Below are 25,167 nucleotides of genomic sequence, written 5' to 3'. Positions count from 1 at the left end.
CGGGAGTCGGCGGGGATGCCCCGATTGTTCGGGGCGGCCGGGCGGACGGTCAATTTTGCGAGTTCGTGAAATAACTCCGGCGATTCACGAGGCGCGCGACAACCGGGTGGGAAGCGGACCGAGCGGGTCGTCGAAGAGGACGTCGAGGAGCACCGCGCCGCCGGCCGTCGCGAGTTCGGTACCCGGGAAGCTTGTCGGAACAATGGTTTCCGCCGGATCAGTGCAGGCGCGCGATCGTTCGCGGACCTCGTCCCGGATGGCGGGAAGGCACCCGGGGACCTGGGCTACACTCCGGTCGACCACGACGAGCACGGCCGGGTTGAGCACGTCGAGCAGCAAGGCCGCGGCCTGCCCGATCAACCGGGCGCGGTCGTGGAACAGCCGCACCGCCGCGGTTTCCCCGGCCGCCGCGAGCGCGAGCAGTTCCGGAAAGGGCACGCCCGCCTTGCGCGCGAGCGTCGCTTCCGAAACGGTGGCTTCGAGGCAGCCGGTGCGCCCGCAGCGGCACGGCTCGGCGCTGTCGTCGACCGGCAGGTGCGCGACCGCGCCCGCGGCCGAGCGCGGCCCGTGGTGCACGGTGTCGCCGGTGGCGAACGCGGCGTCGACCACGTTGCCGGCGAAGAGCTGCACGACGCTTTCCCGGGCCCGGGTGTGTCCGAAGAGGCGTTCGGCGTGGACGAGGGCCCGGGCGTGGCCGTCGACTTCGACGGCCAGGCCGGTGCTTCCGACTAGGAGGTCGCGCACCGGTACGTTCTTCCAGCCCAGCAACGGGTGTTCGACGACGGTGCCGGACGCGCGGTCGACCCAGCCGCCGGTGGCGACGCCGAGCCCGAGCGGCTCGCGGTCCGGGGCGTGCCCGAGCAGCAGGTCGTCGAGGATCTCGGCGGCGCGGGCGAGCAGGTCTTCGGCGGCCAGGCCGCCGTGCGGTTCTTCGTGCTGCACCAAGACATTTCCGCGCACATCCAGCAGCGCGACGGTGGCGTGGTGCACGGCCAGGTGCAGTGCGCCGGCGACGTGCCGCCCGGTGTCGAGGTCGACGGGCACGTGCGGCCGCCCGACGCCGCGCTTTCCCGTTTCCGGGAGCTCGCGCAGCAATCCGCGCCGCAGCAGCTCGGCCGTGTGCCCGGTGACGGCCGCGGCGGAGAGCCCGGTCCGCCGCGCGACGGTGCTGCGCGCGATCGGCCCCTCGTCGAGGACCGCCCGCAGGACGGAGCTCGCGCTGGCACCGCGCCGGGCGCCGCGCGCATCCGTCCTCTGTGGACCGTCGGCCGCCGCCGTCATGGCCCGATCGTGGCAGACACCGGCGCGGGAGCACAGCGTGCCCAGGATGCGGGCTCTTGACGCATACCCATATGGGCATATGATGGCTCGCGTGGCACGAGCAGCGACAACCGCCGACACCTTCAACGCGGTCGCCGAACCCCGGCGGCGGCAGATCCTCGACGTCCTCATGGGCGGCGAACGGTCCGTCGGCGACCTCGTCGACCTGCTCGGCCTCGCCCAGCCGCAGGTGTCGAAACACCTGCGCGTCCTGCGGGAGGTGGGTGCCGTGGACGTGCGCGGCGACGGCCGGCAGCGGCTCTACCGGCTCAACGGGCCCGCGCTCAAGCCCATCCACGACTGGGTCAAGCGCTACGAGCGGACGTGGGCCGAGCGGTTCGACCTGATGGACGAAGTCCTCGAAGAACTCAAGGAACAGGAGCAGTGACGTGGAGATCACCACCCCCGCCGACGACCGGATTCTGATCACGCGCGAATTCGACGCGCCGAAGCACCTCGTCTACCGCGTGTGGACCACACCGGAGCTGGTGCGGCGCTGGTGGAGCGGGCACCGCGGGACCGCCACCGAAGTCGAGCTGGACCTGCGGCCCGGCGGCCGCTGGCGGTACGTGCTGAAGGCGAACGACGGCGCCGAGGTCGGCTTCCACGGCGAGTACCGCGAGGTCGTGCCGGACGAGCGGATCGTCTACACCTCGGTGTTCGAGCTGCCCGGCGTCGACCTCGACTCCGTGGATGGCCCGCTCAACACCGTCACCTTCACCGCCCTGGACGGGGACCGGACGCGGCTCGAACTGCTGACCGTGACCGGCAGCAAGGAGCTGCGCGACACCATCCTGCAGTCCGGCATGGAGGTCGGCGTCCGGGAGCAGCTGGTCATCATCGAGGAGCTGGCGAACTCCCTGCGCTAGCCCGCAGGAACCGCTCACCCGTCTTGGCCAGTTCGGCGGCCAGCTCCGGCGCCCCGAGCACTTCGAAGTCCACTTCGAGCAGCCCGAGGTACAGCGAGAGCATGGCCGCGTTGTCCGAGCCGACCTCGGCGACGCAGCGGTCCGGCCCCTCCGGCGTCACCTCGACCGCGACCGGCAGCCGGGCCCGCACGTACCCGGCCGACGCGTGGAGGCGCACCTTCGCGTGGTAGCGCCAGGTCGCCGCGCCGACGCTGCGCTGGACGAACTGCGCGACGTCGCCCTCCGGCGGCTCGCGCGGGGTGAACCGGGGGCCGTTCGGCACCTTCGGCGTCATCCGGTCGACGCGGAAGGTGCGCCAGCCGGCGCGCCCGGTGTCCCACGCGACGAGGTACCAGCGCCGGTTCAGGCCGACCAGCCGGTGCGGCTCGACGTCGCGCCGGCTCGCCGCGCGCTCGTGGCTGGTGTAGTCGAACCGCAGCCGTTCGCCGGCCCGGATCGCCGCCGCGATCGCCGTCAGCACCTCGGCGTCCACGATGGGGCCGGTGCCCGGCACCGAGACCGTCGCGGTCTGCAGCGCCTGCACCCGGTGCCGCAGCCGCGAGGGCAGCACCTGCTCCAGCTTCGCGAGCGCCCGCACCGACGTCTCGCCGATCCCGGCGACCCCGGTGGCCGTCCGCAGCCCGACCGCGACGGCCACCGCTTCGTCGTCGTCCAGCAGCAGTGGCGGCAGTTGCGCGCCCGCGCCGAGGCGGTAGCCACCCCGGACGCCGGGGGAGGCCTCGACCGGATAACCGAGGTCACGCAGCTTCCCGACGTCGCTGCGGACGGTCCGCGTCGTGACGTCCAGCCGCTCGGCCAGGTCGGAGCCGGTCCAGTCGCGCCGCGTCTCGAGCAGCGACAGCAGCCGGAGGAGACGGGCGGAGGTCTGCAACATCTTCCGAGGATCGCACGAATCGCGGAAAGAAGTCTTCCGCAATGACTCCTACCGTCCTGGTCATGACGAACCCCTTCCACATCGCAATCCCGCAGACCGACCTCGACGACCTGCACCGCCGCCTCGCCGAAGCGCGGTTCGCGGACCCCGTACCCGGCGACGAGCCGGACTGGTCCCGCGGCATACCCACGGCCGTCGTGCGCGAGCTGGCGGAGTACTGGCGCGACGGCTTCGACTGGCGTGCCCAGGAGGCCGCGCTCAACGCGTTCCCGCAGTTCACGACCGAGATCGACGGCCAGCGGATCCACTACCTGCACGTCCGGTCGGCCGACCCGGACGCGGTCCCGCTGCTGCTGACCCACGGCTATCCGAGCACGTTCGCCGAGTTCCTCGACGTCATCGGGCCGCTGACCGAGCCGGGGCCGGACGCGTTCCACGTCGTCGTCCCGTCGCTGCCCGGCTTCGGGTTCTCGACGCCGCTGAGCGGGCCCGGCTGGGAGCTCGCCCGGACGACGGACGCGTTCGCCGAGCTGATGACGCGGCTCGGCTACGACCGCTTCGCCGCGCAGGGCGGCGACATCGGCGCCGGCGTCACCGGACGGCTGGCCGCGCTGTACCCGGAGCGCGTGCTCGGCACCCACGTCAACAGCGACCGCGGCACGATCGCGCTGGCCGGCGAGCAGCTGCCGATGCCGGAGAACCTGACCGAATCCGAACAGTCCGAACTGGACGCGGCCCGCGAGGACTGGAAGGCCGGCCGCGGATATCTCGACCTGCAGTCGCACCAACCGGAGACGCTCGCGGCCGCGCTCACCGACTCGCCGGTCGGGCAGCTGGCCTGGATCGCCGAGAAGGTCCAGGCGTGGACCAACCCGGGTGGCGGCGTCGACCGCGACCGGCTCCTGACGACCGTCAGCCTGTACTGGTTCACGCGCAGCGGCGCGACGGCGGCTCGGTTCCTCTACGAGGCCGCGCACTCCGGCCACGGCTGGCTGGCGCCGTCGGACGTCCCGTCGGGCTGGGCGGTCTTCAACACCTCGCCCGTCGTCCGGAAGATCATGGACCCGGAGGAGAAGATCGCGCACTGGTCGGAGTTCGCCGAGGGCGGTCACTTCGCGGCGATGGAATCGCCGGAGCTGCTCGTGACCGACATCCGCGCGTTCTTCCGGGAACTGCGGCCGTGACCGGGGGCGGTGGGCCAGAATCGGCGGCGTGCAGTTCGCGATCCTCGGGCCGGTCGAAGCCCGCCGTCCCGACGGAACCCCGGTTCCCCTCGGCGGCCCCCAGCTGCGGGGGCTGCTGGCCCTGCTCGCCCTCGACGCCGGCCGCGTGGTCGGCGCCGAGCGGCTGATCGACGGCCTGCACGGCGACCACCCGCCCGAGGGTGCCGCCGAAGCCCTCCAGTCGCAGGTATCGCGGCTGCGCCGGCGCCTGCGCGACGGCGGCGCGCCGGACGGTCTCGTCGAGTTCACCCCGGCCGGGTACCGGCTGGCCGTCGACCCGCAGGACGTCGACGTCCACCGCTTCGAGCGGCTCACCGCCGAAGCGCGGGCGACCGCCGATCCGGCCGTGAAACGGGAGCTGTTCGCCGAAGCGCTGTCGCTGTGGCGCGGACCCGCGCTCGACGGCCTCGCGGATCCGCCGCGCGCGGCCCGGCTGGCCGAGCTGCGCCTGGCCGCGATCGAGGACCGCGTCGAAACCGAACTCGCGCTCGGCCACCACGAACGGCTCGTCGCCGATCTCCGCGGACTCACCGGCGAGCACCCGCTGCGCGAACGGCTCGCCGCCCAGCTCGTCCGCGCGCTGCAGGGCGGCGGCCGCCCCGCCGAGGCACTGACCGCCTTCGCCGAGATCCGCGAGCGGCTCGCCGACGAGCTGGGCGCGGACCCGTCGCCGGAACTCGCGGACGCGCACGTCGCCGTCCTGCGGGCCGCCGCCCCCGCTCCCGCCCGGCGGGTTCCGGTGCCGCTGACCGGGTTCGTCGGCCGGACCGAACTCGACGACCTCGAAACGGCGCTGCGGGACGCGCGGCTCGTCACGCTCACCGGACCGGGCGGCGCGGGCAAGACCCGGCTCGCCATCGAAGCCGCGGCCGGCGACGTGTGCTTCGTCGAGCTGGCAACGACCACCGACGTGGCCCGCGCGGTCCTCGCCGCGCTGGGCCTGCGCGAGCAAGGTGTGCTGGCGCCCGGCGCGGCGGGAGAGCCGGCCGGGCGGCTGGCCGCCGCGCTCGCCGATCGCCCCCTGCTGCTGGTGCTCGACAACTGCGAACACGTCGTCGCCGACACCGCCCGGCTGGTCCGGCGGCTGCTCGCCGAGTGCCCTGGCCTGCGCGTGCTCGCCACCAGCCGCGAGCCACTCGGCCTGACCGGCGAGAAGCTGGTGCCGGTCGGCGCCCTGCCCGCCGGCTCCGCGGAGAAGCTGTTCACCGAGCGGGCTGCGGCGGTGGCCCCGGGCAGCGTGCCCGATCCAGGCGCGGTGAGCCGCATCTGCGTGGCCCTCGACGGCCTCCCGCTGGCGATCGAGCTCGCCGCCGCCCGGTTGAGGTCGCTGTCGGCGGACGACGTCGCGGCCCGGCTCGGCGACCGCTTCCGGCTGCTGTCGCGCGGCGACCGGACCGCCGAGCCGCGGCACCGGACCCTGCGCGGCGTCGTCGAGTGGAGCTGGGACCTCCTGGAGCCGGACGAACAGCGGCTCGCGGGCCGGTTCGCGGTGTTCGCCGGCGGCGCGCGGCTCGGCGCGGCCGAACGGGTCTGCGCCGAACCCGACGCCGACGTCCTGCTCACCGGCCTGGTCGAGAAGTCCTTCGTCGAGTTCGCCGGCGGCCGGTACCGGATGCTCGAGACGATCCGCGCGTTCTGCGCCGAGCACGGCGACGACCGGCGGGCGGAACACGCGAAGTACTTCCTCGACTTCGCCCGCGCGGCCGAGCCGAGGCTGCGGGGCGCGGACCAGCTGACCGCACTGGCGGAGCTGACCGCCGAGCACGCCGACCTGCACGCGGCGCTGCGCTGGAGCGCGTCCGAAGAACCGGCGACCGCGGTGCGGCTCATCGCGGCCCTGACCTGGTACTGGTGGCTGCGCGGCCTGCGCGGTGAGGCGACCGCGTTCGCGGACGCCGTCGTCGCCGCGTTCGGAACCGAGCCACCGCCGGGACTGGCCGAGGAGTACGTCCTCTGCCTGATCCACGCGTCCGGCACCGGCGTCGGGATCGAGCCGATCCTGCAGGGGCTCGAGGGATCACTGCGCCACCCGTACCTCTTCCTGCTGTGGGCGTTCTCCCCGCACACCAAGGTGCGGGACGGCGAACGGCTGGCCGCGCTCGTCGGCGACGACGCGTGGTCGCGGGCGTTCACGGGCATCGGCGACGGTCTCGGCGCGCAGTACCGCGGCCGCATCGCGGAAGCCGAGGCGCACTTTTCGGCGTCGCTGGAGGGATTCCGCGCGCTCGGTGACCGCTGGGGCGAGGCCAGCGCGCTGGAGAAGCTCGCGGAGTTCGCGGACTGGCGCGGCGACCACGCGCGGTTCCGGGAGCTGATGGACGAGTCCGTGCGGCTGGCCGGTGAGCTCGGCGCCGTCGAGGACGCCGCCGACCTGCTGTGCCGCCGCGCCGACGGCGTGCTGCGCGCCGGGGACGCCGAGTCCGCCCGCGCGGACTACGAAGCCGCCGCCGGCAAGGCACGCGCGGCCGGCACGCCGTCGACACTCGCGCGGGCCCGCGGCGGACTGGGCGAGATCGCGCGGCGCGCGGGCGACCTGGCCACGGCCCGCCGCTGGTACACCGCGGCCGTCGGCCTCGCCGTCGACCCGGTCACCGGCGGCGAGACGCGGATCCGGCTCCACACCGGCTTCGGCTGGACGGCCGCTGCCGAAGGGCACCTCGACGAGGCGACCGACCTGCACCAGGAGGCGCTGGCCACGGCCCTCGACCACGCGAACCTGCCAGGCGCGGCCCAGGCGGTCGAAGGCTTGGCCGGTGTCCTCGCAGCGCGGGCCGAGGACGAGCGGGCCGCGTTCCTGCTCGGCGTCGCCGTCGGGCTGCGTGGCGCGCCGGTCGCCGGAGACGCGGATGTCGCTGCGGTGACTGACCGCGTGCGGGCGCGCATCGGCGCGGAGGCCTACGCGGAAGCGTTCGACCGTGGCCGCGAAATGCCCCCTGAGCAGGCGCTGAGCGAATTCGGTCAGCGGCGGTTCGCGCTCGGTTCGTGAACGGTCAGCGGCCGCGCCCACAGTTCGGGGCATGACGAAGAGCATCCTGATCTCCGGCGCCAGCATCGCCGGCCCCGCCCTCGCCTTCTGGCTGCACCGCCACGGCTTCCGCGCCACCGTCGTCGAGCGGGCCCCGAGCCTGCGCGAAGGCGGCTACAAGGTCGACATCCGCGGGGTCGCGGTCGACGTCGTCCGCCGCATGGGCCTGCTGGAGGAGGTGCACGCGGCGAGCACCGACATGCGCGGCGCGGCGTTCGTGGACAAGCGCGGCAAGGAACTCGCGACGCTCGACGCCGACACGTTCGGCTTCCGCCACGGCGACGACACCGAGATCCTGCGCGGCGACCTCGCGAAGATCCTCTACGACGCGACCCGCGAAAACACGGAGTACGTCTTCGGCGACTGGATCACCGGCCTCGACGAGCGCGCGGACGGCATCCACGTGACGTTCGCCCACGGGGCCCCGCGCCGATTCGACCTGGTCGTCGGCGCCGACGGCCTGCACTCCGGCGTCCGCGCCCTGGCGTTCGGCCCGGAGGAGGACTTCCTGCGCCGGTTCGACGCGTACATCTCGATCTCGACGGTACCCAACACCCAGCAGCTGGACCGCTGGGAGCTGCTGCATTCGGCGGCCGCGGGCAAGATGGTGAACGTCTACAGCACGGCTCGCGCGGCCGACGCGAAGGCCGCGTTCTGGTTCAGCGCGCCGCCCCTGACGTACGACCGCCGGGACGTCGACGGCCAGAAGGACCTCGTCGCGACCCAGTTCGCCGGCCTGGGCTGGGAGATCCCGGCGCTCCTCGCCGCGATGCGCGACGCGGACGACTTCTACTTCGACCCGGTGTGCCAGATCGTCATGGACCACCTGTCCACCGGCCGGGTGACGCTGCTCGGCGACGCGGGCTACTGCGCCTCGCCGGCTTCCGGCCAGGGCACGAGCCTGGCCCTGGTGGGCGCGTACGTCCTGGCGGGGGAGCTGGCCACTTCGGACGATCCCGCAGTGGCACTTTCCCGCTACGAGAGCGAAATGCGGCCGTACATCGAGAAGAACCAGGCTTTGGCCAAGACGGCACTGCGCGGGATCATCCCGTCGTCGCGGGCGTTCGCGTGGTTCAACACCCGGATGATCAAGCTGATGCCGTACCTCCCGGGCCGCAACCGGGTGCTGGAGCAGATGGCCCGCCCGATCCGCGAAGCGGCGAACGCGCTGGTGCTGAAGGACTACGCGCTCACCGCAGCGGATCGTGGCCCCAGTTCATGAGCGAGTGCCGCCAGGGGTCTCGTCGTCGTCCATTCGGGACGCGTACCCGCTCCGATCAGGGGTATCCGCCGGGCCGGAGGTGGTTCTCATGAGCAAGGACTTCAAGAAGGGCGACCGCGTCCGGTGGGACGCGGGCAACCAGAGTTCGGTGGGCACGGTCGAGGAGAAGATCACGAAGGACACGCACGCGGGCAAGCGGGACGTGAAGGCGTCGCCGGAGGAGCCGCAGTACCTCGTCAAGAGCGAGAAGTCCGGGAAGACCGCCGTGCACCACCCGGACAAGCTGCACAAGGCCTGATCAGCCCGGTGCGTCGAGCCAGCGGTGCAGCGCCCACCACGACCGCACCGCGTCGAGCACTCGGCCACCGTTTTCCGCCAGCGCCAACGGGGTCAGCTCGGCCAGCCGGTCGAGGCGGTAGCGGACCGTGTTCGGGTGCAGGTGCAGGGCTTCGGCCGTGGAGCGCAGGCGCTGGCCGTGGTCGAGGTACGCCAGCGCCGTCCCCGCCAGCTCGCGGTGGAACGGGTTCGCCGGGTCGAGTGAGCCGAGCAGGGCCGTGGTGAGCAGGCCGCCGAGCACCGGCTGCGCCGTCAGGGCGATCTCGCCCGCCAGCGCCGTCAGGTCGTGGTAGCCGCTCCCGGCGAGGCGCGCCGCCGCCGTGCAGAGGCGGTGCACTTCCTGTAGCACGGTCAAGGGTGCTGCGGGCGCCACGACCAGCAGGACGTCGTCCGCCAGCGGGACACCCGCGGGTGACCGCGCCGCCAAGCCGGTGAGCCTGCCCTCGACCAGGCCGTAGACCCCGCCGAACTCGAGCAGCGCCTGCTCCAGCACGCGGGCCCGCGCCGGGTCGCTGATGTCGGACACCACGCAGAAGTACCGGACGTCGGGATGCAGCCCCGCCCGCCGGAGCTCCTCGGGCGCGGGCGGGTGCCCGGCGAGCAGCAGCGTCCGCAGCAGCTGGGTCCGCGCGTCGCGCACCGTGCGGGAAAGCTGCAGTTCGGCGGCGTGGTAGCCCTTGACGATGTGGTGCTCCAGCGCACCGGTGTAGCGGTCGGCGTCGAGGACGGTCTCGAGGATGACGTCGTCGGGCACCCCCGCGGCCCGGGCGCGTTCGACGGCGACGCGCGCCGCGTGCGTGCGGCCCGCCTGGACCCCGCGCAGGAGGTCGGTGAGCGGGACACCCTGGGCGGCGCGGTCGGCGCCGAGCGCCTCCGCGGTGGTGTAGTCCTCGCGGGCGGGACCGTCGGGGCTGGCCGTCGCGCGGAGGGCAGCCGAGAGCAGGACCTGGATGTGCCGCCGGTTCTCGGCTTCCGGGAGCCGGGCGACCTCGGGCGACTCGCTGCGCGCGACTTTCACCAGCTCGTCGAGCACGGTCTCGTCCGCGGCCAGGTCGTCGAGGATCCGCCGGAGCAGCGACGTCACCGGCACCTCCCGGACCCGTTGTGGCACGGCCACAACCCGCCCTCCGCGACGTTGGGCGATCGGCCCTACCGGAGGAGCTCCCGGGGCCGGTTATCGTGGCATACCGGACAGTAACCCCTGTTCCGCGCGAAAACCACCGCCGCACCTCTTCAGCGTCGAAAGGTGTCTTCCGTGCGCACATCCCCGAGCACCCGCCGACGGCGGTCGTACCTCTCCCGCCTGGCGTACCTGGCTTCCGCCGTCGCCCTGCTGACGACCGGCGCCGCGGTGCCGGCGACCGGCGCCCCCGCGGCCCTGCGGGAGGTGATGTTCGTCGGCAACAACTGGGAGGGGACGGCCGATGTCATCCAGTCCCGCGGCTCCTTCGCCAAGATCGGGCGCGTGAACATCATCCCGGACAAGGACGACCGGCTGCGGGAGATCTACCTGAACCCGATCAAGCTGGCGTTCTTCCTCGGCATCCGCAACGGGCCCGGCGAAGGGCACGACCAGTTCGTCGACGACATGTACACCACGCCGGACGGGACGTCGGTGGTGGCGTCGCGGCCGAGCTTCGCCGACGTCGTCTCGGTCAACCTGGCCACTGGACAGATCGCCTGGCGCTTCCCGGTTTCGGGGTTCCGGGCCGACCACATGGCGATCTCGCCGGACGGCCGCCGCGTGGCCGTGTCCGCCTCGACGTCGAACACCGTGCACGTGCTGGACATCGGCACCGGGCAGCAGGTCGGCTCGTTCACCACGGGGGACAAGCCGCACGAGAACGTGTTCACCGACGGCGGCCGGTTCCTGTGGAACATGTCGATCGGCGAGGTCAACACCGACCTCGATGACCCCGGCTGGGACTTCACGAAGGGGGACCGGCGCATCACGGTCGTCGACGCGTCGACCTTCCGCCAGGTCAAGGTGATCGACATGCGGCAGCGGCTCGACGCCTTCGGGCGCCGGGACCTCTCGGACGCCGTGCGGCCCGTGGCGTTCACGCCCGACGAATCCAAGCTGTACTTCCAGGTGTCGTTCTTCAACGGCTTCCTGGAGTACGACGTCGCGAGCGACCGGATCACGCGGGTCAAGGAGCTGCCGAAGAACCCGGCCACGAGCGACGACCGCAAAACCTTCGTCAACGACTCGCGCCACCACGGCATGTCGATGAACCCGGCGGGGACGAAGCTCTGCGTCGCCGGCACGATGGACGACTACGCGACGGTCGTCGACCGCGCGACCCTGCAGCAGGGCACGCTGGTGCCCGCGGTGAAGCCGTACTGGGCGACGGTGAGCGGCGACGGCGGCGCGTGCGTCATCTCCGAGGCCGGCGCGGACCAGGTGACGGCGATCGACTTCGCGACCGGGCAGAAGCTGGTCTCGGTACCGGTGGGCGACCACCCGCAGCGGGTCCGCATCGGCCACGTCCCCGAGGGCTGGACGGGTCCGGCAACCTGATGCCGTCGTGAGTGGGAAACAGGGTTAGAACCCTGTTTCCCACTCACGACGTTTCGAACGCGATCGTCAGCCATGCCCGGACTTCGTCGTCCACATCGGACACTTCGCGCAGCTTCAGCTGGTGTCCCACCCGGGGTCCGCTCGCCCACCGGGCCGGGGCGATCCGCGCCGTCTCGATCGGGTACGGCAGGAACAGGTACACGAGGACGTCCTTGGACCGGGGCCGTACCTCGGCCAGCTTCCGGTCCCGCTTGAGGAACACCCCGACGGTGACGGCGTCCTCGTGGACGTCGCCCAGGGTCCGCAGGTGGCCGATGACCGCGTCGTAGATGGCGCGGAACCGCGGGTCGCGGCCGGCGAACGTGTCGTCGACCGTGCACCCCGGGACGCAGGTGTGGCCCTGGCCGGCGCGTGCGAACTCGCGGTCGCAGCGCGGGCACGTCCACCGGGTCGCCATGCCGTCCAGGATGGCACTCACAGCGGCGCCGGGCCCAGCGCCGGGATGGTGGCGGCCGCGGTCACCAGCCGCCGGGCCGCCGCGGCCGCGGTCTTCCGCTGCGCCGGCGGCAACCGGTCCAGCAGCCCGCCCAGCGCCGCGTGGCGCCGGTCGAGGATCCGCGCCACCAGGTCGTGGCCGGTCGGGGTGACCTCCAGGGTCACCACGCTCCGGTTGCGCGGGTCGCGGCCGCGCGCGACGTAGCCGAGCGCCTCCAGCCGGTCGGCCAGCCGCGTCACCGACGACGCGTTGACGTCCATCGCCGCCGCCAGGCGCGAGCTCGGCACCCGGCCGAGGCGGTCGAGGATGAGCAGCAGGCGCGTCTGGGGGAACGTGACCTCGGGCGGCGCGGCGTGCGCGCACTCCCACGCGATCCCGACCAGGACCAGGGTCAGGCTGTCCAGGGCCACCACGTCGGGGTCGGCGCCCGGTGCCGCGTCTTCGAGGGTTTGCATGAAGCAATACTTGCCATCCGCAAGAGCATCGGTCAAGATGGGTCACCCCGGCACTCGCCGGACGTTCCGGCCGGATCGGCCGCTCTTCTTCGCGTCTCCACAGTGGACTGTGGGAAACCGTTGGTACACAAGAAAAATGACTTGAACCTCTTCGTGACGAGAGCCGTAGTACCCCGTACAGGCACTTGTCGCCAGAAGGAGGAACGATGCCGGATCACCGTGGCATGACGGCCAAGGCCAGGGCTCGGACCGTGCTGGTCGTCGTGGCCACTCTCGCCGTGGTCGCCGTGGGCTCGGTCATGGTGCTGAAGGCCAGCGCCGAGACCGCTCCCGGGTCGACGCAGGCGCAGGTCCCGGCGTACGGGCACGACATGGCGGGCATGCGGCTGGGCTCGGCCGCCGAGGCGGCCGCGAGCACGAACGTGGCGAACGCCGGGCCGGTCACCGAGCTCGACCAGACGTTCCTGGTCAAGGTCCGCCAGGCCGGGCTGTGGGAGATGCCCGCGGGCACCCTCGCGCAGACCCACGCCAGCAGCGACGCCGTGAAGCGCGCCGGGCTGCACCTGCTCGACGGGCACTCGCACCTGGACCAGCTCGTCCGCGAGGACGCGAAGATGCTCGGCGTGACGCTGCCCGACCAGGCCAGCGCCGAACAGCAGGGCTGGGTCCGCCAGCTGACCGCCGCGCAGGGGCTCGAGTTCGACAAGCTGTTCGTGAACCTGCTGCGCGCGTCACACGGCAAGATCTTCGCGACGATCGCCGAGGTCCGCGCCGGCACGCAGAACGACGTGATCCGCCGGCACGCGACGGAGGCGAACCAGACGGTCCTCGACCACATGAGCGTCCTGGAGGACACCGGACTGGTCGACGCGCAGACGATCGCCGACGTCGCCAAGGCGGTCAACCCGCCCAAGTGACCGGGGTTCACGGGCGGCTCGTGCGCAGTGAATGACTCATTCCTGGCGTCCAGCGCCAGGAATGAGTCATTCACTGCATCGGCGCCGCTGCTTCAGCCGCCGCCAGGCAGCGCTACACGGTCGAGCTGACCTCGGCGACAGCCTCCGCCGGGGGGCAAGGCGACCACCGGCGGCAGGCACGGGACGTACCGGGAGGCACTGCCCGGACGCCAGGAATGAGTCATTCACTGCGCCGGACGCCAGGAATGAGTCATTCACGGCGGCCGGGGGCCGAACTCAGCGGGTCGGCGGGACGATGCCGTACTCGTGGATCTTGCGGTAGATCGTCGCCCGGGAAATGCCCAGCAGTTTCGCCGCCCGGACCTTGTTGCCGTCCGCGTCCTCGAGGCAGCGCACGATGGCGTCGCGCTCGATCGACTCGAAGCGGTTCAGCGGCCGCCGTGCGAGGGTGTGGAACTCCGCCGGGAGGTCGCCCGGGCGGATGGCCCCCGCCCGGCGGCGCTGGGCCACCTTCCGCAGCACCTGGTGGAGCTGGCCGGTGTTGCCCGGCCACTCCGCCCGCATCAGCAGGTGCAGCGCCGCCGCCGAGCAGGTGAGCCGGCCGCCGTAGCCGAGCTTGCTCAGCACCAGCGGGACCAGCTCCGCGAGGTCCTCGACGTGGTGGCGCAGCGGGGGCACCCGCACCGTCCGCGGGAACGACTTCAGCAGCTCGGCCAGCGCCGGCTTCGTCTCGGCCTCCGGCACGAGCGTGACCACGACCCACGGCGCGTCGGCCCGCTCGCGCAGCTCCCGCAACGTCGCCGCCAGCGCGTTGGCCGCCGGCGCCGTCAGCCGGTCGGCGTGGCGGATCACCAGGGTCCGGATCGGGGCCTCGGCGTGTTCGCGCAGCAGCTCGGCCGCCCAGTCGGTGCCGGACGTGACGCCCGCGTCGACGCTCAGCAGCCGCGCCGCCGGGTGGTGGCGCTGGTGCAGGCCCTTCGCCAGGGTCAGCTTGCCGGTCCCGGCCTCGCCTTCCAGCGCGACCCATTCGCCGCGCTGGTGGCCCGTGTCGAGCTCGTGCCCGCAGCGCAGCCACAGCGGCGCCGAGCCGACCACACCCGGCAGGTACATCGGCAGCATCGGCGTCGACGGCACGGCGAGGGCTTCCTCGGCCTCGATCAGCTTCACCGACAGCACGCCACCCGCGGTGTCGGTCTCCCGCTGGCCCGGGACGCGACGGCAGAACACCCGCACCCGCAGGCCGCTGGACAGCGCCAGCGTCGCCGACGTCCGGCGCCCGCCGGCCAGCGCCTCGGTGGCGTGGCTGAGCAGGACCGACTGGTCGACCGGGTCGAGCAGCTGCCGCGCCCGGTCGTTCATCATCACGATGTCGTCGTTGAACGCCAGCACGATGCCGGTCCAGCGGCGGCAGGTCTGCAGGTAGGCCTGGAAGAGGATCATCTCCCGCAGGTCGCTGTGCCGCAGCAGCGCCTGCCGGATCTGCTCGGCCGTCGAGCGGGCCAGCGCGATGAGCAGGCCGCCGGCGTCCTTGTACCAGCAGGTGAGGTCGACGGCGCCGATCTTCTTGCCGGAGATCGGGTGGTGGATCGGCACGCCCGCGCACGCCAGGTTCTCCAGGTGCTCGGCGTAGTGCTCGTGGCCGAACACGGTGGTCGCGCGGCCGTCTTCGAGCGCGGTGCCGATGCCGTTGGTCCCGACGGACTGCTCGCCGTAGCTGAACCCGGGCACCAGCTCGACGCGTTCGAGGTGCCGCTTCAGGTCCGCGTCGCCGGTCCGCTGGGTGAGCACGACGCCGTTGGCGTCGGTGAGGATCAGGCTGATCGGCTGGCCGTCGAACTGCTCGCCCAGCTTGTGCAGCACCGGCTCGGCGCCGCGCATCAGGGGGACGTCGAGGTTCTGTTCGCCGTGGAAGAGCGGGTCGATGCGGTCCGCCTCGACCTGGAACTCCTGCGAGCGGCGCCAGGAGGCCAGGATCGTCTGGCGGACCGTGCCGGGCGGCACCGGTTCGGCCGTCAGGAAACGCACCCGGGTGCGGGCGAGCTCGTCGTCGGCGAGCAGCGTTCCGGGCGCGATGTCGTCCACGTGACCTCCAGCTTCCCGCGGCCCACGTGGGTGCGGGCACACCCGTTGTGCCGCCCGTTCAGCCTAGATGCGGCGTGCGCCGCGCGGTGTCTCAAATTGAGACGGCCGCCGCGCGCGGGTGGCGGTCCGATGGATCCGGAAGCGACCGCTGACCAGGAGGAGTGCCCATGGCCACCGAGGCCGCGGAGACGTACAACCCGTGGACGATCGTCAACCTGGTTTTCAACCATCTGGCGGAACAGGGGCTGCACCCGGTGTTCGGCGGGGAGGGCCATCCCGGCGAACCGGCCGCGGCGCTGCTGCGCGCGCTCGGGATCACCCCGACCGTCGAAGGCGACGCGCGCGTGCGCACGGGCGTCCACAGTGAGCTCGCCGAGCTGCGCGCCCGGATGCTCGGCGCGGACGAAACGCCCTGAGCAGCGGTTCTGTCTCAGATTGAGACCCGCGTCACTCGCGGTCGCCCCTTGAATGGTGGACGCAGGACGTCCGCCCCGACGGCGAGCGACGGACAAGGAGTCTCCATGAGTCGCCAGAGTGTGGCGAAAGCCCACCAAAAGATCCAGGAACTGTCGTGGGAGCCGGCGTACCACACCCCGGTTTCGCACTACGGGACCGACTACACGTTCCAGAAGGCCAAGAAGAAGGACCCGTTGAAGCAGGTCCTCCGCTCGTACTTCCCGATGCAGGAGGAAAAGGACCACCGGGTCTACGGCGCCGAAGACGGCGCGATCCGCGGCAACATGTTCCGCCAGGTGCAGGAACGCTGGCTGGAGTGGCAGAAGCTGTTCCTGTCGATCATCCCGCTGCCGGAGATCTCGGCCGCGCGGGCGATGCCGCTGCTGTTCCGCACGGTGCCCAACCCGGAACTGCACAACGGCCAGGCGATCCAGATGATCGACGAGGTCCGGCACTCGACGATCCAGCAGAACCTCAAGCGCCTGTACATGCAGAACTACATCGACCCGGCGGGCTTCAACTCGAGCCTGCGCAACTTCCAGAACGACTACTGCGGCACCATCGGCCGCCAGTTCGCCGAAGGTTTCATCACCGGTGACGCCATCACCGCGGCGAGCATCTACCTCACCATCGTGGCGGAGACGGCGTTCACGAACACCCTCTTCGTCGCCATGCCGGCGGAAGCCGCCGCCAACGGCGACTACCTGCTGCCCACGGTGTTCCACTCGGTGCAGTCCGACGAGTCCCGCCACATCAGCAACGGCTACGCGACGCTGCTGATGGCGTTGTCGGACGAGGGCAACCACCAGCTGCTCGAACGCGACCTGCGGTACGCGTGGTGGAACAACCACGCCGTGGTCGACGCCGCGATCGGCACGTTCATCGAGTACGGCACCAAGGACCGCCGCAAGGACCGCGAGAGCTACGCGGAGATGTGGCGCCGCTGGATCTACGACGACTACTACCGCAGCTACCTCGTTCCGCTCGAGAAGTACGGGCTGATCATCCCGCACGACCTCATCGAAGAGGCGTGGAACCGGATCTGGAACAAGGGCTACGTCCACGAGGTCGCGCAGTTCTTCGCCACCGGGTGGCTCGCCAACTACTGGCGCATCGACCCGATGACCGACGAAGACTTCGAGTGGTTCGAGTACAAGTACCCCGGCTGGTACGACAAGTACGGCAAGTGGTGGGAGAACTACAGCCGGCTCGCGACGCCGAACGGGCACCACCCGATCGTCGCCGAGGACGTCGACTACGTGTACCCGCACCGCTGCTGGACGTGCATGGTGCCGTGCCTCATCCGCGAGGACATGGTGGTCGACGAGGTCGACGGCCAGCACCGCACGTACTGCTCGGAGACGTGCCGCTGGACCGACGCCGAGGCGTTCCGGCCGACCTACCAGGGCCGCAACACCCCGAACATGGGCCAGCTGGTCGGCGCCCGCGAGTGGGAGACGCTCTACCACGGCTGGAACTGGGCCGACGTCGTCTCCGACATGGGCTTCGTGCGCGACGACGGGAAGACCATGGTCGCGCAGCCGCACCTGGACCTCGACCCGAAGAAGATGTGGACGCTCGACCACCTGCGCCGGATGCCCGAGGTGCAGTCGCCGAACGTGCTGCTCAACCAGATGACCGACGAGCAGCGCGCCGCGTTCGTGGCCGACTACAACCGCCAGGGCCCGGCCGGGCGCCCGGCGCCGCAGCAGGCCTGACGACAGGGGAGGGCCTGGCATGGCAGAGAAGCACCGCGTCCGGTTCGAACCGGTCGGGATCGAGATCGACGTCGCCGAGGACACCACGATCCTGCGCGCCGCCGCCGAGCAGGGCGTCATGCTCATGCACGGCTGCAAGGAAGGACAGTGCGCGGCCTGCAAGTCGTTCATCCTCGACGGCGAAGACGTCGAACACGACCGTTACTCGACCTTCGCGCTCCCCGACTACGAAAAGGAGGAGGGTTTCACGCTGCTGTGCCGGGCCCACGCCTACGAAGACCTCACGATCGAGCTGCTCAACTACGACGAGGAAATGATCCAGTCCGGCCTGCCGATCCAGGAGGCCGAGGTCGAGGTCGTGGCGAACGACCACGTCACCCACGACCTGCGTCACCTGGTCGTCAAGCTGACGGATCCGGACCAGTCGCTGAAGTTCTTCCCGGGCCAGTACCTGGACTTCGCGATCCCGGGCACCGAGGAGTCGCGGTCGTTCTCCATGGCCAACACCTCGGCGCGTGACGGGCTCCTTGAGTTCGTCATCAAGATCTACCCCGACGGGCTGTTCTCCCGGTTCCTCGACACCGATGTCGCGGTCGGCGACCGGCTCCGGGTGACCGGCCCGTTCGGGGTGTTCACCCTCCGGGACAACCCGGGCAAGGACCTGGTCTTCGTCGGCGGCGGGGCCGGGATGGCACCGATCCTGTCACTGCTGCGGTCGATGGCCGAGCGCGGCATCGACCGCAAGGCGACCTACTACTACGGCGCCCGCCGCGAGGCGGACCTCTGCTTCCACGCCGAACTGCGGGAGCTCGAGGAGCGGCTGCCGAACTTCCGTTACGTCCCAGCGCTTTCCGAACCGGGCGACGACGCCTGGGACGGCGAGACCGGCCTGATCACCGACGTCCTGCGCCGGGCCGGCCACGACCTGACCGGAGCCGACGCCTACGTCTGCGGCCCGCCCCCGATGGTGGAAGCCGCGCTGGAACTGCTGCCCGCGCTCGGCGTCGCCGACAAGCGCGTCTTCTACGACAAGTTCACCACCACGGGCGAATCCGACGCCTGAACACAGAGGACGGATCCCATGACAGCCACTTCCGAACGCAGCGTGCCGAAGCCGACGTTCACCGACGCCGAAGCGGGCGCCAAGGTCTTCCCGGACTCCACCGCCCGCCAGTACAACTACTTCACCCCGGCCAAGCGCAAGCAGAGCCACTACGAAGACGTCACCGTCGAGGTCCAGCCCGACCCGCGGCATTACCTGTCGCAGGGCTGGCTCTACGCCTTCGCCGACGGCAAGGGCGGCTACCCGCTGGAATGGACCGCGCTGAAGGCGTGGGGCTCCGACCGGCCGGTCCCCGAGCGCAGCCCCGGCTCCGGTGGCAAGGGCTACGACTGGCCGGCCCACGGCTGGCACGAGTTCCGCGACCCCAACGAAGAGTGGGAACTCACCCTTTACCGCTACAACGCGAACGTCGTGCGCCAGCTCAACCAGAACATCGACGCGGCGCGCCAGGCCAAGGCGTTCGAGCAGTGGAACCCCAACTGGGTCGAGTTCGTCGCCAAGCACGTCGGCGCCTGGATGCACGTCGACCACGGTCTCGGCCTTTACCTGTACGCCAACGCCAACCGGCGCGCGCCGACCAACATGCACAACAACGCGATCTCGGTGAACAGCATGCACCGGATCCGCGCGGCGCAGGACCTGGCGCTGTACAACCTGACGCTGACCGAAGAGGTCGAGGGCTTCGACGGCACCGCCCACCTGGCGACCTGGGCCGAGGACCCGGCCTGGCAGGGCGTGCGCGAGACCGCCGAGCAGCTGACCGGGATCTGGGACTGGTGCGAGGCGATCTTCGCCGCGAACATCGTCTTCGAGCCCCTCGTCGGCGAACTGTTCCGCAGCAACCTGGTGCAGCAGGCCGCGCCCGCGAACGGCGACTTCGTCACCCCGACGCTGATCGGCGCCGAGGAGTTCGACTTCTCCGAACGCGACCTCCGCTACACGAAGGCGATGTTCCACCTGCTGATCAACGACAAGGAGTTCGCCGGCCACAACCAGGCGCTGCTGCAGAAGTGGCTCGCGGACTGGGTGCCGAAGAGCATCGCCGCCGCGCGGGCCCTGCAGCCGCTGTGGTCGCAGCCCGACGCCAAGCCGATCCGGTTCGAGGACGGTCTCGACCGGGCGAAGAGCCGGTTCGCCGGAATCCTGTCCGAATTGGGTCTCAAAGCACCGGAGGAGCTGGGCCAGTGACCGTCTTCAAGACCTCGGAAAGCCCGTACAAGGTCAACAACACGGCCTCGAACATGTGCGGCTTCACCCTGATGAACAACCAGGTCGGCGCGATCATCGCGGAAGTCATGGCCGGCAAGGACAACGTGACCGTGACGCCGCTGCCGTCGATGATCCGCGTCGACGCGAAGGGCCGGACCGACCTGGTCTACGCCGAGGTCGACGAGGCCGCCGGCGAGGAAGAGGGCTGGTTCAACGCGGCGGAGTTCGAGGAGAGCATGTCCACCCACTACGGGCGCATGATCCACGAAGACGACCGCACGATCATGTTCGCCAACCCCGAAGACGCGGCCGAGTACCTCGACTTCGACCTGAAGGTCATCAAGTAACCACCCGCAGGAAGCACTCGATCCGCTCAGGAAGGATCACCGATGTACGAAAAAGACGGCGAGAAGTATTTCGTGGTGGACGCCCACACCCACTTCTGGGACGCGAGCCCGGACAACTGGGTCAAGGGCCAGGAGGAATACGCCAAGGGCTGGATCGAGTGCTTCCACGCCTACCAGGGCCTCGGCCCGAAGGAGACGCACTGGCCGATCGACCGGTTCCAGAAGTACTCCGAAGAGCTGATGATGCACGACCTGTTCGAGGTCGGGCACGTCGACACCGCCATCTTCCAGCCGACGAACCTGCGGCAGTGGTACAAGAACGGCTTCAACACCACCGAAGCCGACGGCGCGCTGGCCGCGAAGCACCCCGGCAAGTTCCTTGTGAACACCACCTTCGACCCGCGTGAAGGCGACGAAGGCATGAAGGCGTTCGAGGAACGGGTCAAGAAGTACGGCTGCAAGGGTGTCAAGCTCTACACGGCCGAGTGGCGCGGCGACTCCCGCGGCTGGAGCCTCAAGGACCCGGAAGCGGCGAAGTACCTCGAGAAGTGCGAGGAGCTCGGCGTCAAGAACGTGCACATCCACAAGGGACCGACCATCTGGCCGCTCGACAAGGACGCCTTCGACGTGTCCGATGTGGACCACGTGGCGACGAACTTCCAGGGCCTCAACTTCATCGTCGAGCACGTCGGCCTGCCGCGCATCGAGGACTTCTGCTTCATGGCCACCCAGGAGCGCAACGTCTACGCGGGGCTCGCCGTGGTGGTCGGCGGCCTGATGCACGCCCGGCCGAAGTTCTTCGCGAAGGTCATGGGCGAGCTCATGTTCTGGCTCGGGGAGGACAAGCTGATCTTCGGCGCGGACTACGCCATCTGGGAGCCCAAGTGGCAGGTCGAGGGCTTCGTCGACTGGAACATGCCCGGTGACGACGAGCTGTCGGACTTCGCGCCGCTGACCGTCGACCAGAAGAAGAAGATCCTCGGGCTGAACGCCGCCCGCCTGTACGACATCGACGTGCCGGCGGAGTTCAAGCTCGCCGACCCGAAGGACGTCGAGCCCGTCGGCGTGCCGAACCCGTGACGGCCCTCGACGACCGGATCGTCCGCGCCGATCGCACCGCGGTGTGGTCGGCGCTGGGCACCGTCCGGGATCCCGAACTGGACGAACCCCTCACCGACCTGGGTTTCGTGGCCCGCTGCGAGGTGAGCGCGGCGGGCCACGCCGTCATCCGGCTGCGGCTGCCGACCTACTTCTGCGCGCCCAACTTCGCGTTCCTGATGGTCGCCGACGCCTACGACGCCGTCGCCGGCGTGCCGGGCCTGACCGGGCTCGACATCCGGCTGGACGACCACTTCGCGTCCGACGTCATCAACCGCGGGGTGGCGGCCCGGCAGGGGTTCGTCGCGTCGTTCGAAGGCGAGGCCGTCGACGAGCTCGACAGCCTGCGGCACGACTTCGTGCGCAAGGCCGTGCTGGCGGGCACCGACCGCGTCTGCCGGTCGCTGTCCGGCACCGGTCTCGACCCGGCGTCGCTGACGCTCGGCGAGGTTCCGCCGGGGCCGGACGTCGAGCGGCTGCGGGCGCGCCGCCGCGAGCTGGGCCTGCCCGCCGAGGACGGCGACCCGCTGCTGCTCGACCCGGCCACCGGGCGGGCGGTGGCCCCGGCCGACGCGAAGCGCCACCTGGCGTTCGCGCGGCTGACCCGCACGAGCATGGAGGCCAACTCCGGGGTGTGCCGCGGCATGTTGCGCGCGCGGTACTCCCTGACCACCGAAGAGGAGGGCACGGGATGAAGGCCGTGCGGCTGCAGAAGTACCACCAGCACCCGGTGATCGAAGACGTACCGGAGCCGCGCGCCACCGGGCCCTTCGACGTCGTGGTCAAGATCGGCGGCGCCGGCGTGTGCCGCACCGACCTGCACATCATCGAGGAGCAGTGGGCCGAGAAGTCCGGCGTCGCGCTGCCTTACACGATCGGGCACGAGAACGCGGGCTGGGTGCACGAGGTCGGCCCCGCGGTGTCCAACGTGGCGGTCGGCGACACGGTCATCCTGCACCCCACCCCGACGTGCGGGCTCTGCCACGCCTGCCGCGCGGGTGACGACATGCACTGCCCGAACGGGAGCTTCCCCGGCATCGATTCCGACGGCGGGATGGCCGAGTACCTGCTGACGTCGGCGCGGGCGTGCATCAAGCTCGACCCGGCGACCCAGCCGTCGGACGTCGCCGCGCTGGCCGACGCGGGCATCACCGCCTACCACGCGGTGCGCAAGGCCGTGCCGCAGCTGTACCCGGGCACCACCTGCGTCGTCAACGGCGCCGGCGGCCTCGGGCACATCGGCATCCAGTCACTGAAGGCACTGACCGCGGCCCGCGTGATCGTGGTCGACCGCAACGCCGACGCCCTCGAGCTGGCGGCCACCCTGGGCGCCGACGAGACGGTGCTGGGCGACGGCAAGCAGGTCGACGCGGTGCTCGACCTGACCGGCGGCAACGGCGCCGAGGTCGTGCTCGACTTCGTCGCTGAGCAGGGCGCGCAGCAGGACGCGTTCGCGATGACGCGGCGCGCCGGGTCGCACTTCGTCATCGGCTACGGCAGCAACATCGACATCCCGACCATCGACATCATCTCGACCGAGCGCAACGTCATCGGCAACCTGGTCGGCACCTACAACGACCTGGCGGAGCTGATGGTGCTCGCCCAGGCCGGGAAGGTCACGCTCCACACGAAGAAGTACCCGCTGGACGCGGCTCTCGACGCACTGGCCGACCTCGATGCCGGACGCGTGCGCGGTCGGGCCATCCTCACCCCCTAGGAGCAGGAACATGGCGAAGGAACTGCGGTTCGGCTCGGACGCCCGCGACCTGCTTCTCGCGGGCGTCGACAAGCTGGCCGAAGCGGTCAAGTCCACCCTCGGCCCCAAAGGCCGCAACGTGATCATCGAGAAGATCACCGGTTCGCCGGTGGTCACCAACGACGGCGTCACCATCGCGCGCGAGATCCACCTGAAGAACCAGTTCGAGAACATGGGCGCGCAGCTGGTCAAGGAAGCGGCGATCAAGACCAACGACGTCGTCGGCGACGGCACCACCACGGCGACCGTGCTCGCCCAGGCGATCGTCCACGAAGGCATGCGGGCGATCTCGGGCGGCGGCAACCCGGTGCTCGTCAAGCGCGGCATCGACCACGCCGTCGGGCTCTTGGTGGCACACCTGGAGAAGCAGGCGCACCCGGTGGTGTCCGAACAGGACTACGCGCGCGTCGCGGCGATCTCCGCCAACGACGACGACACGGTCGGCGCCGTCATCGCGAAGGCGCTGCACACCGTCGGCGACGGCGGGGTCGTGACGGTCGAGGAGTCACCGACGATCGGGATGAGCGTCGACTTCGTCGAGGGCTTCGAGTTCGACAACGGCTACCTCTCGCCGTACCTGGTCACCGACCCGGGCCGGCTGGAGGCGGTGCTCGACGACCCGTACATCCTGATGTCCGCGGAGAAGATCACCAAGGTGCAGCAGCTGATGCCGTTGCTGGACAAGGTGATGCGGGCCCCGCGGCCACTGGTGGTGATCGCCGAGTCGATCGAGGGCACGGCGCTGTCGATGCTGGTGCACAACCACGTCAACGGCACGTTCCAGTCGGTGGCCGTGCGCGCGCCCGGCTTCGGTGACCGGCGGCTGCACAAGCTGGAGGACCTCGCCGCGATCGTCGGCGGCGCGGTGCTCTCGAAGACGTCCGGGTTCAGCATGGAGACGATGACGCTGGAGCACCTCGGCCGGGCCAAGCAGGTCCGGGTCACCGAGAACAACACGACGATCGTCGGCGGCGCCGGCACGTCCGACGCGGTCGAGTTCCGGGTCGGGCAGCTGCGGGCGGAGCTGGAACGAGCGCAGTTCGGCGTCGACGAAGACGTCCTGACCGAGCGGATCGGCGCGCTGACCGGCAAGGTCGCGGTCGTGCGCGTCGGCGCGGCCACCCCGGCCGAGCTGAAGGAGCTGCAGCACCGGGTCGAGGACGCCCTGTCGGCGACCCGCGCGGCGATGGCCGAAGGCATCGTGGCGGGCGGGGGAGCGGCGCTCCTGCACGCCGAAAAGGCCCTGGAAGGCCTGGGGCTGGAAGGAGACCAGGCGATCGGCGTCGAGATCGTGCGGCGCGCGCTGGCCGAACCGGCGTTCCTCATCGCGCACAACGCGGGCCACCCGGCGCACGAGATCGTCGCGCGCACCCGCGAACTGGGCGACGACGAGGGCTTCGACGCGCTGCACGACCGCTACGGCGACATGGTGGCGATGGGCGTCGTCGACCCGCTGCGGGTGTGCCGCTCGGCGATCCAGAACGGGGCGTCGGTGGCGGGGCTGCTGCTGACGACGAACTCGCTGATCGCCGAGGAGCAGACCCCGTGGGGCGGCAGCGCGGCCCTGATGACCGAGTTCGGTCCCCTGGACGAGGGGCTGCACCAGCCCTCGCCCGACGCGAGCACGCCGCAGTCCCTCGGGATGGGCCCCTCCGTCGGCTGAGCCACGTCTGCCGGCCGACGGAGATCGGAGGTCCCTTCGCCGGCGTCCTGAGCGCCGGTGAAGGGACCTTTCCGTGCTGCGCCGGTCCGGCGTGGGTGCGACGCTGGTGATCATGACGCACTACGTGATGGTCCAGACGCTGGCGACGGTCCAGGAATTCGAGGCGAAGGGCTTCCTGGGCACAGTGGGCAAGATCGCCGCGGCGACGGTGATCTTCTTCATCGCCGTCGGTCTGGTGGTGGGGCTGCTGCTGGGGTTCTTCATCGGCCGCTCGGTGGGCCGGCGCCAGGGCCCGCGCTGAGGTCTTGAATGAGTCTCAGTGTCAGGGTTGGTGGCGCCGCACGATGTGCGGTTAAGGTCCAGTCTTGAGCACGCGGTGACTCAGAATGAGGTTGCCGGTAACGGCTTGTGAATGAACTGTCCCGCGTGGTCAAGGCCCGGGCCAGGCTGGCCTGAC

24 protein-coding genes are annotated in these 25,167 nt (G+C 70.9%); 18 read left to right on the top strand and 6 right to left on the bottom strand.

Features of this window, described 5'->3' with window-relative positions:
* Positions 1 to 84 precede the first annotated feature (84 nt).
* Entirely contained in the window at positions 85 to 1,281 is a 1,197-nt protein-coding gene (locus tag AB0M83_RS41125) for an ROK family protein (protein ID WP_364526042.1), read from the bottom strand.
* A 91-nt stretch (positions 1,282 to 1,372) separates the two neighbouring features.
* On the opposite strand from AB0M83_RS41125, the gene AB0M83_RS41120 reads away from it, so the two are divergent.
* Both AB0M83_RS41120 and AB0M83_RS41115 read left to right on the top strand, forming a co-directional pair.
* Entirely contained in the window at positions 1,373 to 1,708 is a 336-nt protein-coding gene (locus AB0M83_RS41120) for a metalloregulator ArsR/SmtB family transcription factor (protein ID WP_364526040.1), read from the top strand.
* Between the two features lies 1 nt (position 1,709).
* On the top strand, positions 1,710 to 2,189 hold the full coding sequence (locus tag AB0M83_RS41115; protein WP_364526038.1) for an SRPBCC family protein: 480 nt from the start codon (positions 1,710 to 1,712) through the stop codon (positions 2,187 to 2,189).
* On the opposite strand, the gene AB0M83_RS41110 is transcribed toward AB0M83_RS41115, so the two are convergent.
* Entirely contained in the window at positions 2,158 to 3,123 is a 966-nt protein-coding gene (locus AB0M83_RS41110) for a YafY family protein (RefSeq protein WP_364526036.1), read from the bottom strand. The genes AB0M83_RS41115 and AB0M83_RS41110 overlap by 32 nt on opposite strands.
* Before the next feature lie 62 nt (positions 3,124 to 3,185).
* Here AB0M83_RS41110 and AB0M83_RS41105 point away from each other — a divergent pair, with 62 nt between their 5' ends.
* The 4 genes from AB0M83_RS41105 to AB0M83_RS41090 all read left to right on the top strand — a co-directional run bounded on the left by AB0M83_RS41105 (position 3,186) and on the right by AB0M83_RS41090 (position 8,891).
* Entirely contained in the window at positions 3,186 to 4,307 is a 1,122-nt protein-coding gene (locus AB0M83_RS41105) for an epoxide hydrolase family protein (RefSeq protein ID WP_364526034.1), read from the top strand.
* 28 nt (positions 4,308 to 4,335) lie between these two features.
* Positions 4,336 to 7,332 (top strand): BTAD domain-containing putative transcriptional regulator, encoded by a 2,997-nt coding sequence (locus AB0M83_RS41100; RefSeq protein ID WP_364526032.1) that lies wholly within the window; start codon positions 4,336 to 4,338, stop codon positions 7,330 to 7,332.
* 31 nt (positions 7,333 to 7,363) lie between these two features.
* Positions 7,364 to 8,593 carry an FAD-dependent monooxygenase gene (locus AB0M83_RS41095; RefSeq protein ID WP_364526030.1) on the top strand — a complete coding sequence of 410 codons (1,230 nt, stop codon included), beginning with the start codon at positions 7,364 to 7,366 and terminating at the stop codon, positions 8,591 to 8,593.
* An 88-nt stretch (positions 8,594 to 8,681) separates the two neighbouring features.
* Positions 8,682 to 8,891: a DUF2945 domain-containing protein gene (locus AB0M83_RS41090; protein WP_364526028.1), complete on the top strand. Its 210-nt coding sequence runs from the start codon at positions 8,682 to 8,684 to the stop codon at positions 8,889 to 8,891.
* Here AB0M83_RS41090 and AB0M83_RS41085 read toward each other — a convergent pair whose 3' ends face one another.
* Entirely contained in the window at positions 8,892 to 10,013 is a 1,122-nt protein-coding gene (locus tag AB0M83_RS41085) for a helix-turn-helix domain-containing protein (RefSeq protein ID WP_364526026.1), read from the bottom strand.
* Between the two features lie 171 nt (positions 10,014 to 10,184).
* On the opposite strand from AB0M83_RS41085, the gene AB0M83_RS41080 reads away from it, so the two are divergent.
* The gene (locus AB0M83_RS41080) at positions 10,185 to 11,450 is read left to right on the top strand and encodes a YncE family protein (protein WP_364526024.1); all 1,266 of its coding nucleotides are present in this window, start codon (positions 10,185 to 10,187) and stop codon (positions 11,448 to 11,450) included.
* Positions 11,451 to 11,493: 43 nt separating this feature from the next.
* On the opposite strand, the gene AB0M83_RS41075 is transcribed toward AB0M83_RS41080, so the two are convergent.
* Positions 11,494 to 11,907: a DUF5655 domain-containing protein gene (locus tag AB0M83_RS41075; protein ID WP_364526022.1), complete on the bottom strand. Its 414-nt coding sequence runs from the start codon at positions 11,905 to 11,907 to the stop codon at positions 11,494 to 11,496.
* 17 nt (positions 11,908 to 11,924) lie between these two features.
* Positions 11,925 to 12,401 carry a MarR family transcriptional regulator gene (locus tag AB0M83_RS41070; protein WP_364526020.1) on the bottom strand — a complete coding sequence of 159 codons (477 nt, stop codon included), beginning with the start codon at positions 12,399 to 12,401 and terminating at the stop codon, positions 11,925 to 11,927.
* 206 nt (positions 12,402 to 12,607) lie between these two features.
* Here AB0M83_RS41070 and AB0M83_RS41065 point away from each other — a divergent pair, with 206 nt between their 5' ends.
* Positions 12,608 to 13,318, top strand: a complete 711-nt coding sequence (locus AB0M83_RS41065) for a DUF4142 domain-containing protein (RefSeq protein WP_364526018.1) — start codon at positions 12,608 to 12,610, stop codon at positions 13,316 to 13,318.
* A 276-nt stretch (positions 13,319 to 13,594) separates the two neighbouring features.
* Here AB0M83_RS41065 and AB0M83_RS41060 read toward each other — a convergent pair whose 3' ends face one another.
* Positions 13,595 to 15,400 carry a helix-turn-helix domain-containing protein gene (locus AB0M83_RS41060; protein WP_364526016.1) on the bottom strand — a complete coding sequence of 602 codons (1,806 nt, stop codon included), beginning with the start codon at positions 15,398 to 15,400 and terminating at the stop codon, positions 13,595 to 13,597.
* A gap of 167 nt (positions 15,401 to 15,567) precedes the next feature.
* Between AB0M83_RS41060 and AB0M83_RS41055 the strand changes: the two genes are divergently transcribed.
* The 10 genes from AB0M83_RS41055 (at position 15,568) to AB0M83_RS41010 (ending at position 25,011) form a co-directional block, all read left to right on the top strand.
* Positions 15,568 to 15,816, top strand: coding sequence for a hypothetical protein (locus tag AB0M83_RS41055; RefSeq protein WP_364526014.1), 249 nt, complete (start codon positions 15,568 to 15,570; stop codon positions 15,814 to 15,816).
* A gap of 105 nt (positions 15,817 to 15,921) precedes the next feature.
* Entirely contained in the window at positions 15,922 to 17,574 is a 1,653-nt protein-coding gene (locus AB0M83_RS41050; protein WP_364526012.1) for a methane monooxygenase, read from the top strand.
* A 19-nt stretch (positions 17,575 to 17,593) separates the two neighbouring features.
* Complete coding sequence (locus AB0M83_RS41045; RefSeq protein WP_364526010.1) at positions 17,594 to 18,637, top strand: 2Fe-2S iron-sulfur cluster binding domain-containing protein; 1,044 nt, start codon at positions 17,594 to 17,596, stop codon at positions 18,635 to 18,637.
* 18 nt (positions 18,638 to 18,655) lie between these two features.
* Positions 18,656 to 19,825, top strand: a complete 1,170-nt coding sequence (locus tag AB0M83_RS41040) for a toluene hydroxylase (protein WP_364526008.1) — start codon at positions 18,656 to 18,658, stop codon at positions 19,823 to 19,825.
* Positions 19,822 to 20,193: a propane 2-monooxygenase effector subunit MimD gene (gene mimD, locus AB0M83_RS41035; protein ID WP_284748407.1), complete on the top strand. Its 372-nt coding sequence runs from the start codon at positions 19,822 to 19,824 to the stop codon at positions 20,191 to 20,193. Before AB0M83_RS41040 ends, mimD begins: the two co-directional genes overlap by 4 nt.
* 42 nt (positions 20,194 to 20,235) lie before the next feature.
* The gene (locus AB0M83_RS41030; RefSeq protein WP_364526005.1) at positions 20,236 to 21,273 is read left to right on the top strand and encodes an amidohydrolase family protein; all 1,038 of its coding nucleotides are present in this window, start codon (positions 20,236 to 20,238) and stop codon (positions 21,271 to 21,273) included.
* A complete protein-coding gene (locus AB0M83_RS41025; RefSeq protein WP_364526003.1) occupies positions 21,270 to 21,986 on the top strand; it encodes an iron-sulfur cluster assembly protein in 717 nt (238 codons plus the stop codon). The genes AB0M83_RS41030 and AB0M83_RS41025 overlap by 4 nt, the downstream gene beginning before the upstream one ends.
* Complete coding sequence (locus AB0M83_RS41020) at positions 21,983 to 23,008, top strand: NAD(P)-dependent alcohol dehydrogenase (RefSeq protein WP_364526001.1); 1,026 nt, start codon at positions 21,983 to 21,985, stop codon at positions 23,006 to 23,008. The genes AB0M83_RS41025 and AB0M83_RS41020 overlap by 4 nt, the downstream gene beginning before the upstream one ends.
* 10 nt (positions 23,009 to 23,018) lie before the next feature.
* Entirely contained in the window at positions 23,019 to 24,710 is a 1,692-nt protein-coding gene (gene groL, locus AB0M83_RS41015; protein WP_364525999.1) for a chaperonin GroEL, read from the top strand.
* Positions 24,711 to 24,783: 73 nt separating this feature from the next.
* The gene (locus AB0M83_RS41010; RefSeq protein WP_364525997.1) at positions 24,784 to 25,011 is read left to right on the top strand and encodes a hypothetical protein; all 228 of its coding nucleotides are present in this window, start codon (positions 24,784 to 24,786) and stop codon (positions 25,009 to 25,011) included.
* Positions 25,012 to 25,167: the final 156 nt, after the last annotated feature.

Origin of the sequence: Amycolatopsis sp. NPDC051106 (assembly GCF_040682775.1) — a bacterium.
Lineage (GTDB): Bacteria > Actinomycetota > Actinomycetes > Mycobacteriales > Pseudonocardiaceae > Amycolatopsis.
This window is presented reverse-complemented; position numbering and strand designations above follow the sequence as displayed.

Excerpts from the sequence above, each read along its gene's own strand:
- AB0M83_RS41125 (WP_364526042.1), bottom strand. The coding sequence starts at position 1,281 with ATGACGGCGGCGGCCGACGGTCCACAGAGGACGGATGCGCGCGGCGCC.
- AB0M83_RS41110 (WP_364526036.1), bottom strand. The coding sequence starts at position 3,123 with ATGTTGCAGACCTCCGCCCGTCTCCTCCGGCTGCTGTCGCTGCTCGAG.
- AB0M83_RS41105 (WP_364526034.1), top strand. The coding sequence starts at position 3,186 with ATGACGAACCCCTTCCACATCGCAATCCCGCAGACCGACCTCGACGAC.
- AB0M83_RS41095 (WP_364526030.1), top strand. The coding sequence starts at position 7,364 with ATGACGAAGAGCATCCTGATCTCCGGCGCCAGCATCGCCGGCCCCGCC.
- AB0M83_RS41090 (WP_364526028.1), top strand. The coding sequence starts at position 8,682 with ATGAGCAAGGACTTCAAGAAGGGCGACCGCGTCCGGTGGGACGCGGGC.
- AB0M83_RS41075 (WP_364526022.1), bottom strand. The coding sequence starts at position 11,907 with ATGGCGACCCGGTGGACGTGCCCGCGCTGCGACCGCGAGTTCGCACGC.
- AB0M83_RS41070 (WP_364526020.1), bottom strand. The coding sequence starts at position 12,401 with ATGCAAACCCTCGAAGACGCGGCACCGGGCGCCGACCCCGACGTGGTG.
- AB0M83_RS41065 (WP_364526018.1), top strand. The coding sequence starts at position 12,608 with ATGCCGGATCACCGTGGCATGACGGCCAAGGCCAGGGCTCGGACCGTG.
- AB0M83_RS41055 (WP_364526014.1), top strand. The coding sequence starts at position 15,568 with ATGGCCACCGAGGCCGCGGAGACGTACAACCCGTGGACGATCGTCAAC.
- AB0M83_RS41050 (WP_364526012.1), top strand. The coding sequence starts at position 15,922 with ATGAGTCGCCAGAGTGTGGCGAAAGCCCACCAAAAGATCCAGGAACTG.
- AB0M83_RS41045 (WP_364526010.1), top strand. The coding sequence starts at position 17,594 with ATGGCAGAGAAGCACCGCGTCCGGTTCGAACCGGTCGGGATCGAGATC.
- AB0M83_RS41040 (WP_364526008.1), top strand. The coding sequence starts at position 18,656 with ATGACAGCCACTTCCGAACGCAGCGTGCCGAAGCCGACGTTCACCGAC.
- AB0M83_RS41030 (WP_364526005.1), top strand. The coding sequence starts at position 20,236 with ATGTACGAAAAAGACGGCGAGAAGTATTTCGTGGTGGACGCCCACACC.
- AB0M83_RS41020 (WP_364526001.1), top strand. The coding sequence starts at position 21,983 with ATGAAGGCCGTGCGGCTGCAGAAGTACCACCAGCACCCGGTGATCGAA.
- groL (WP_364525999.1), top strand. The coding sequence starts at position 23,019 with ATGGCGAAGGAACTGCGGTTCGGCTCGGACGCCCGCGACCTGCTTCTC.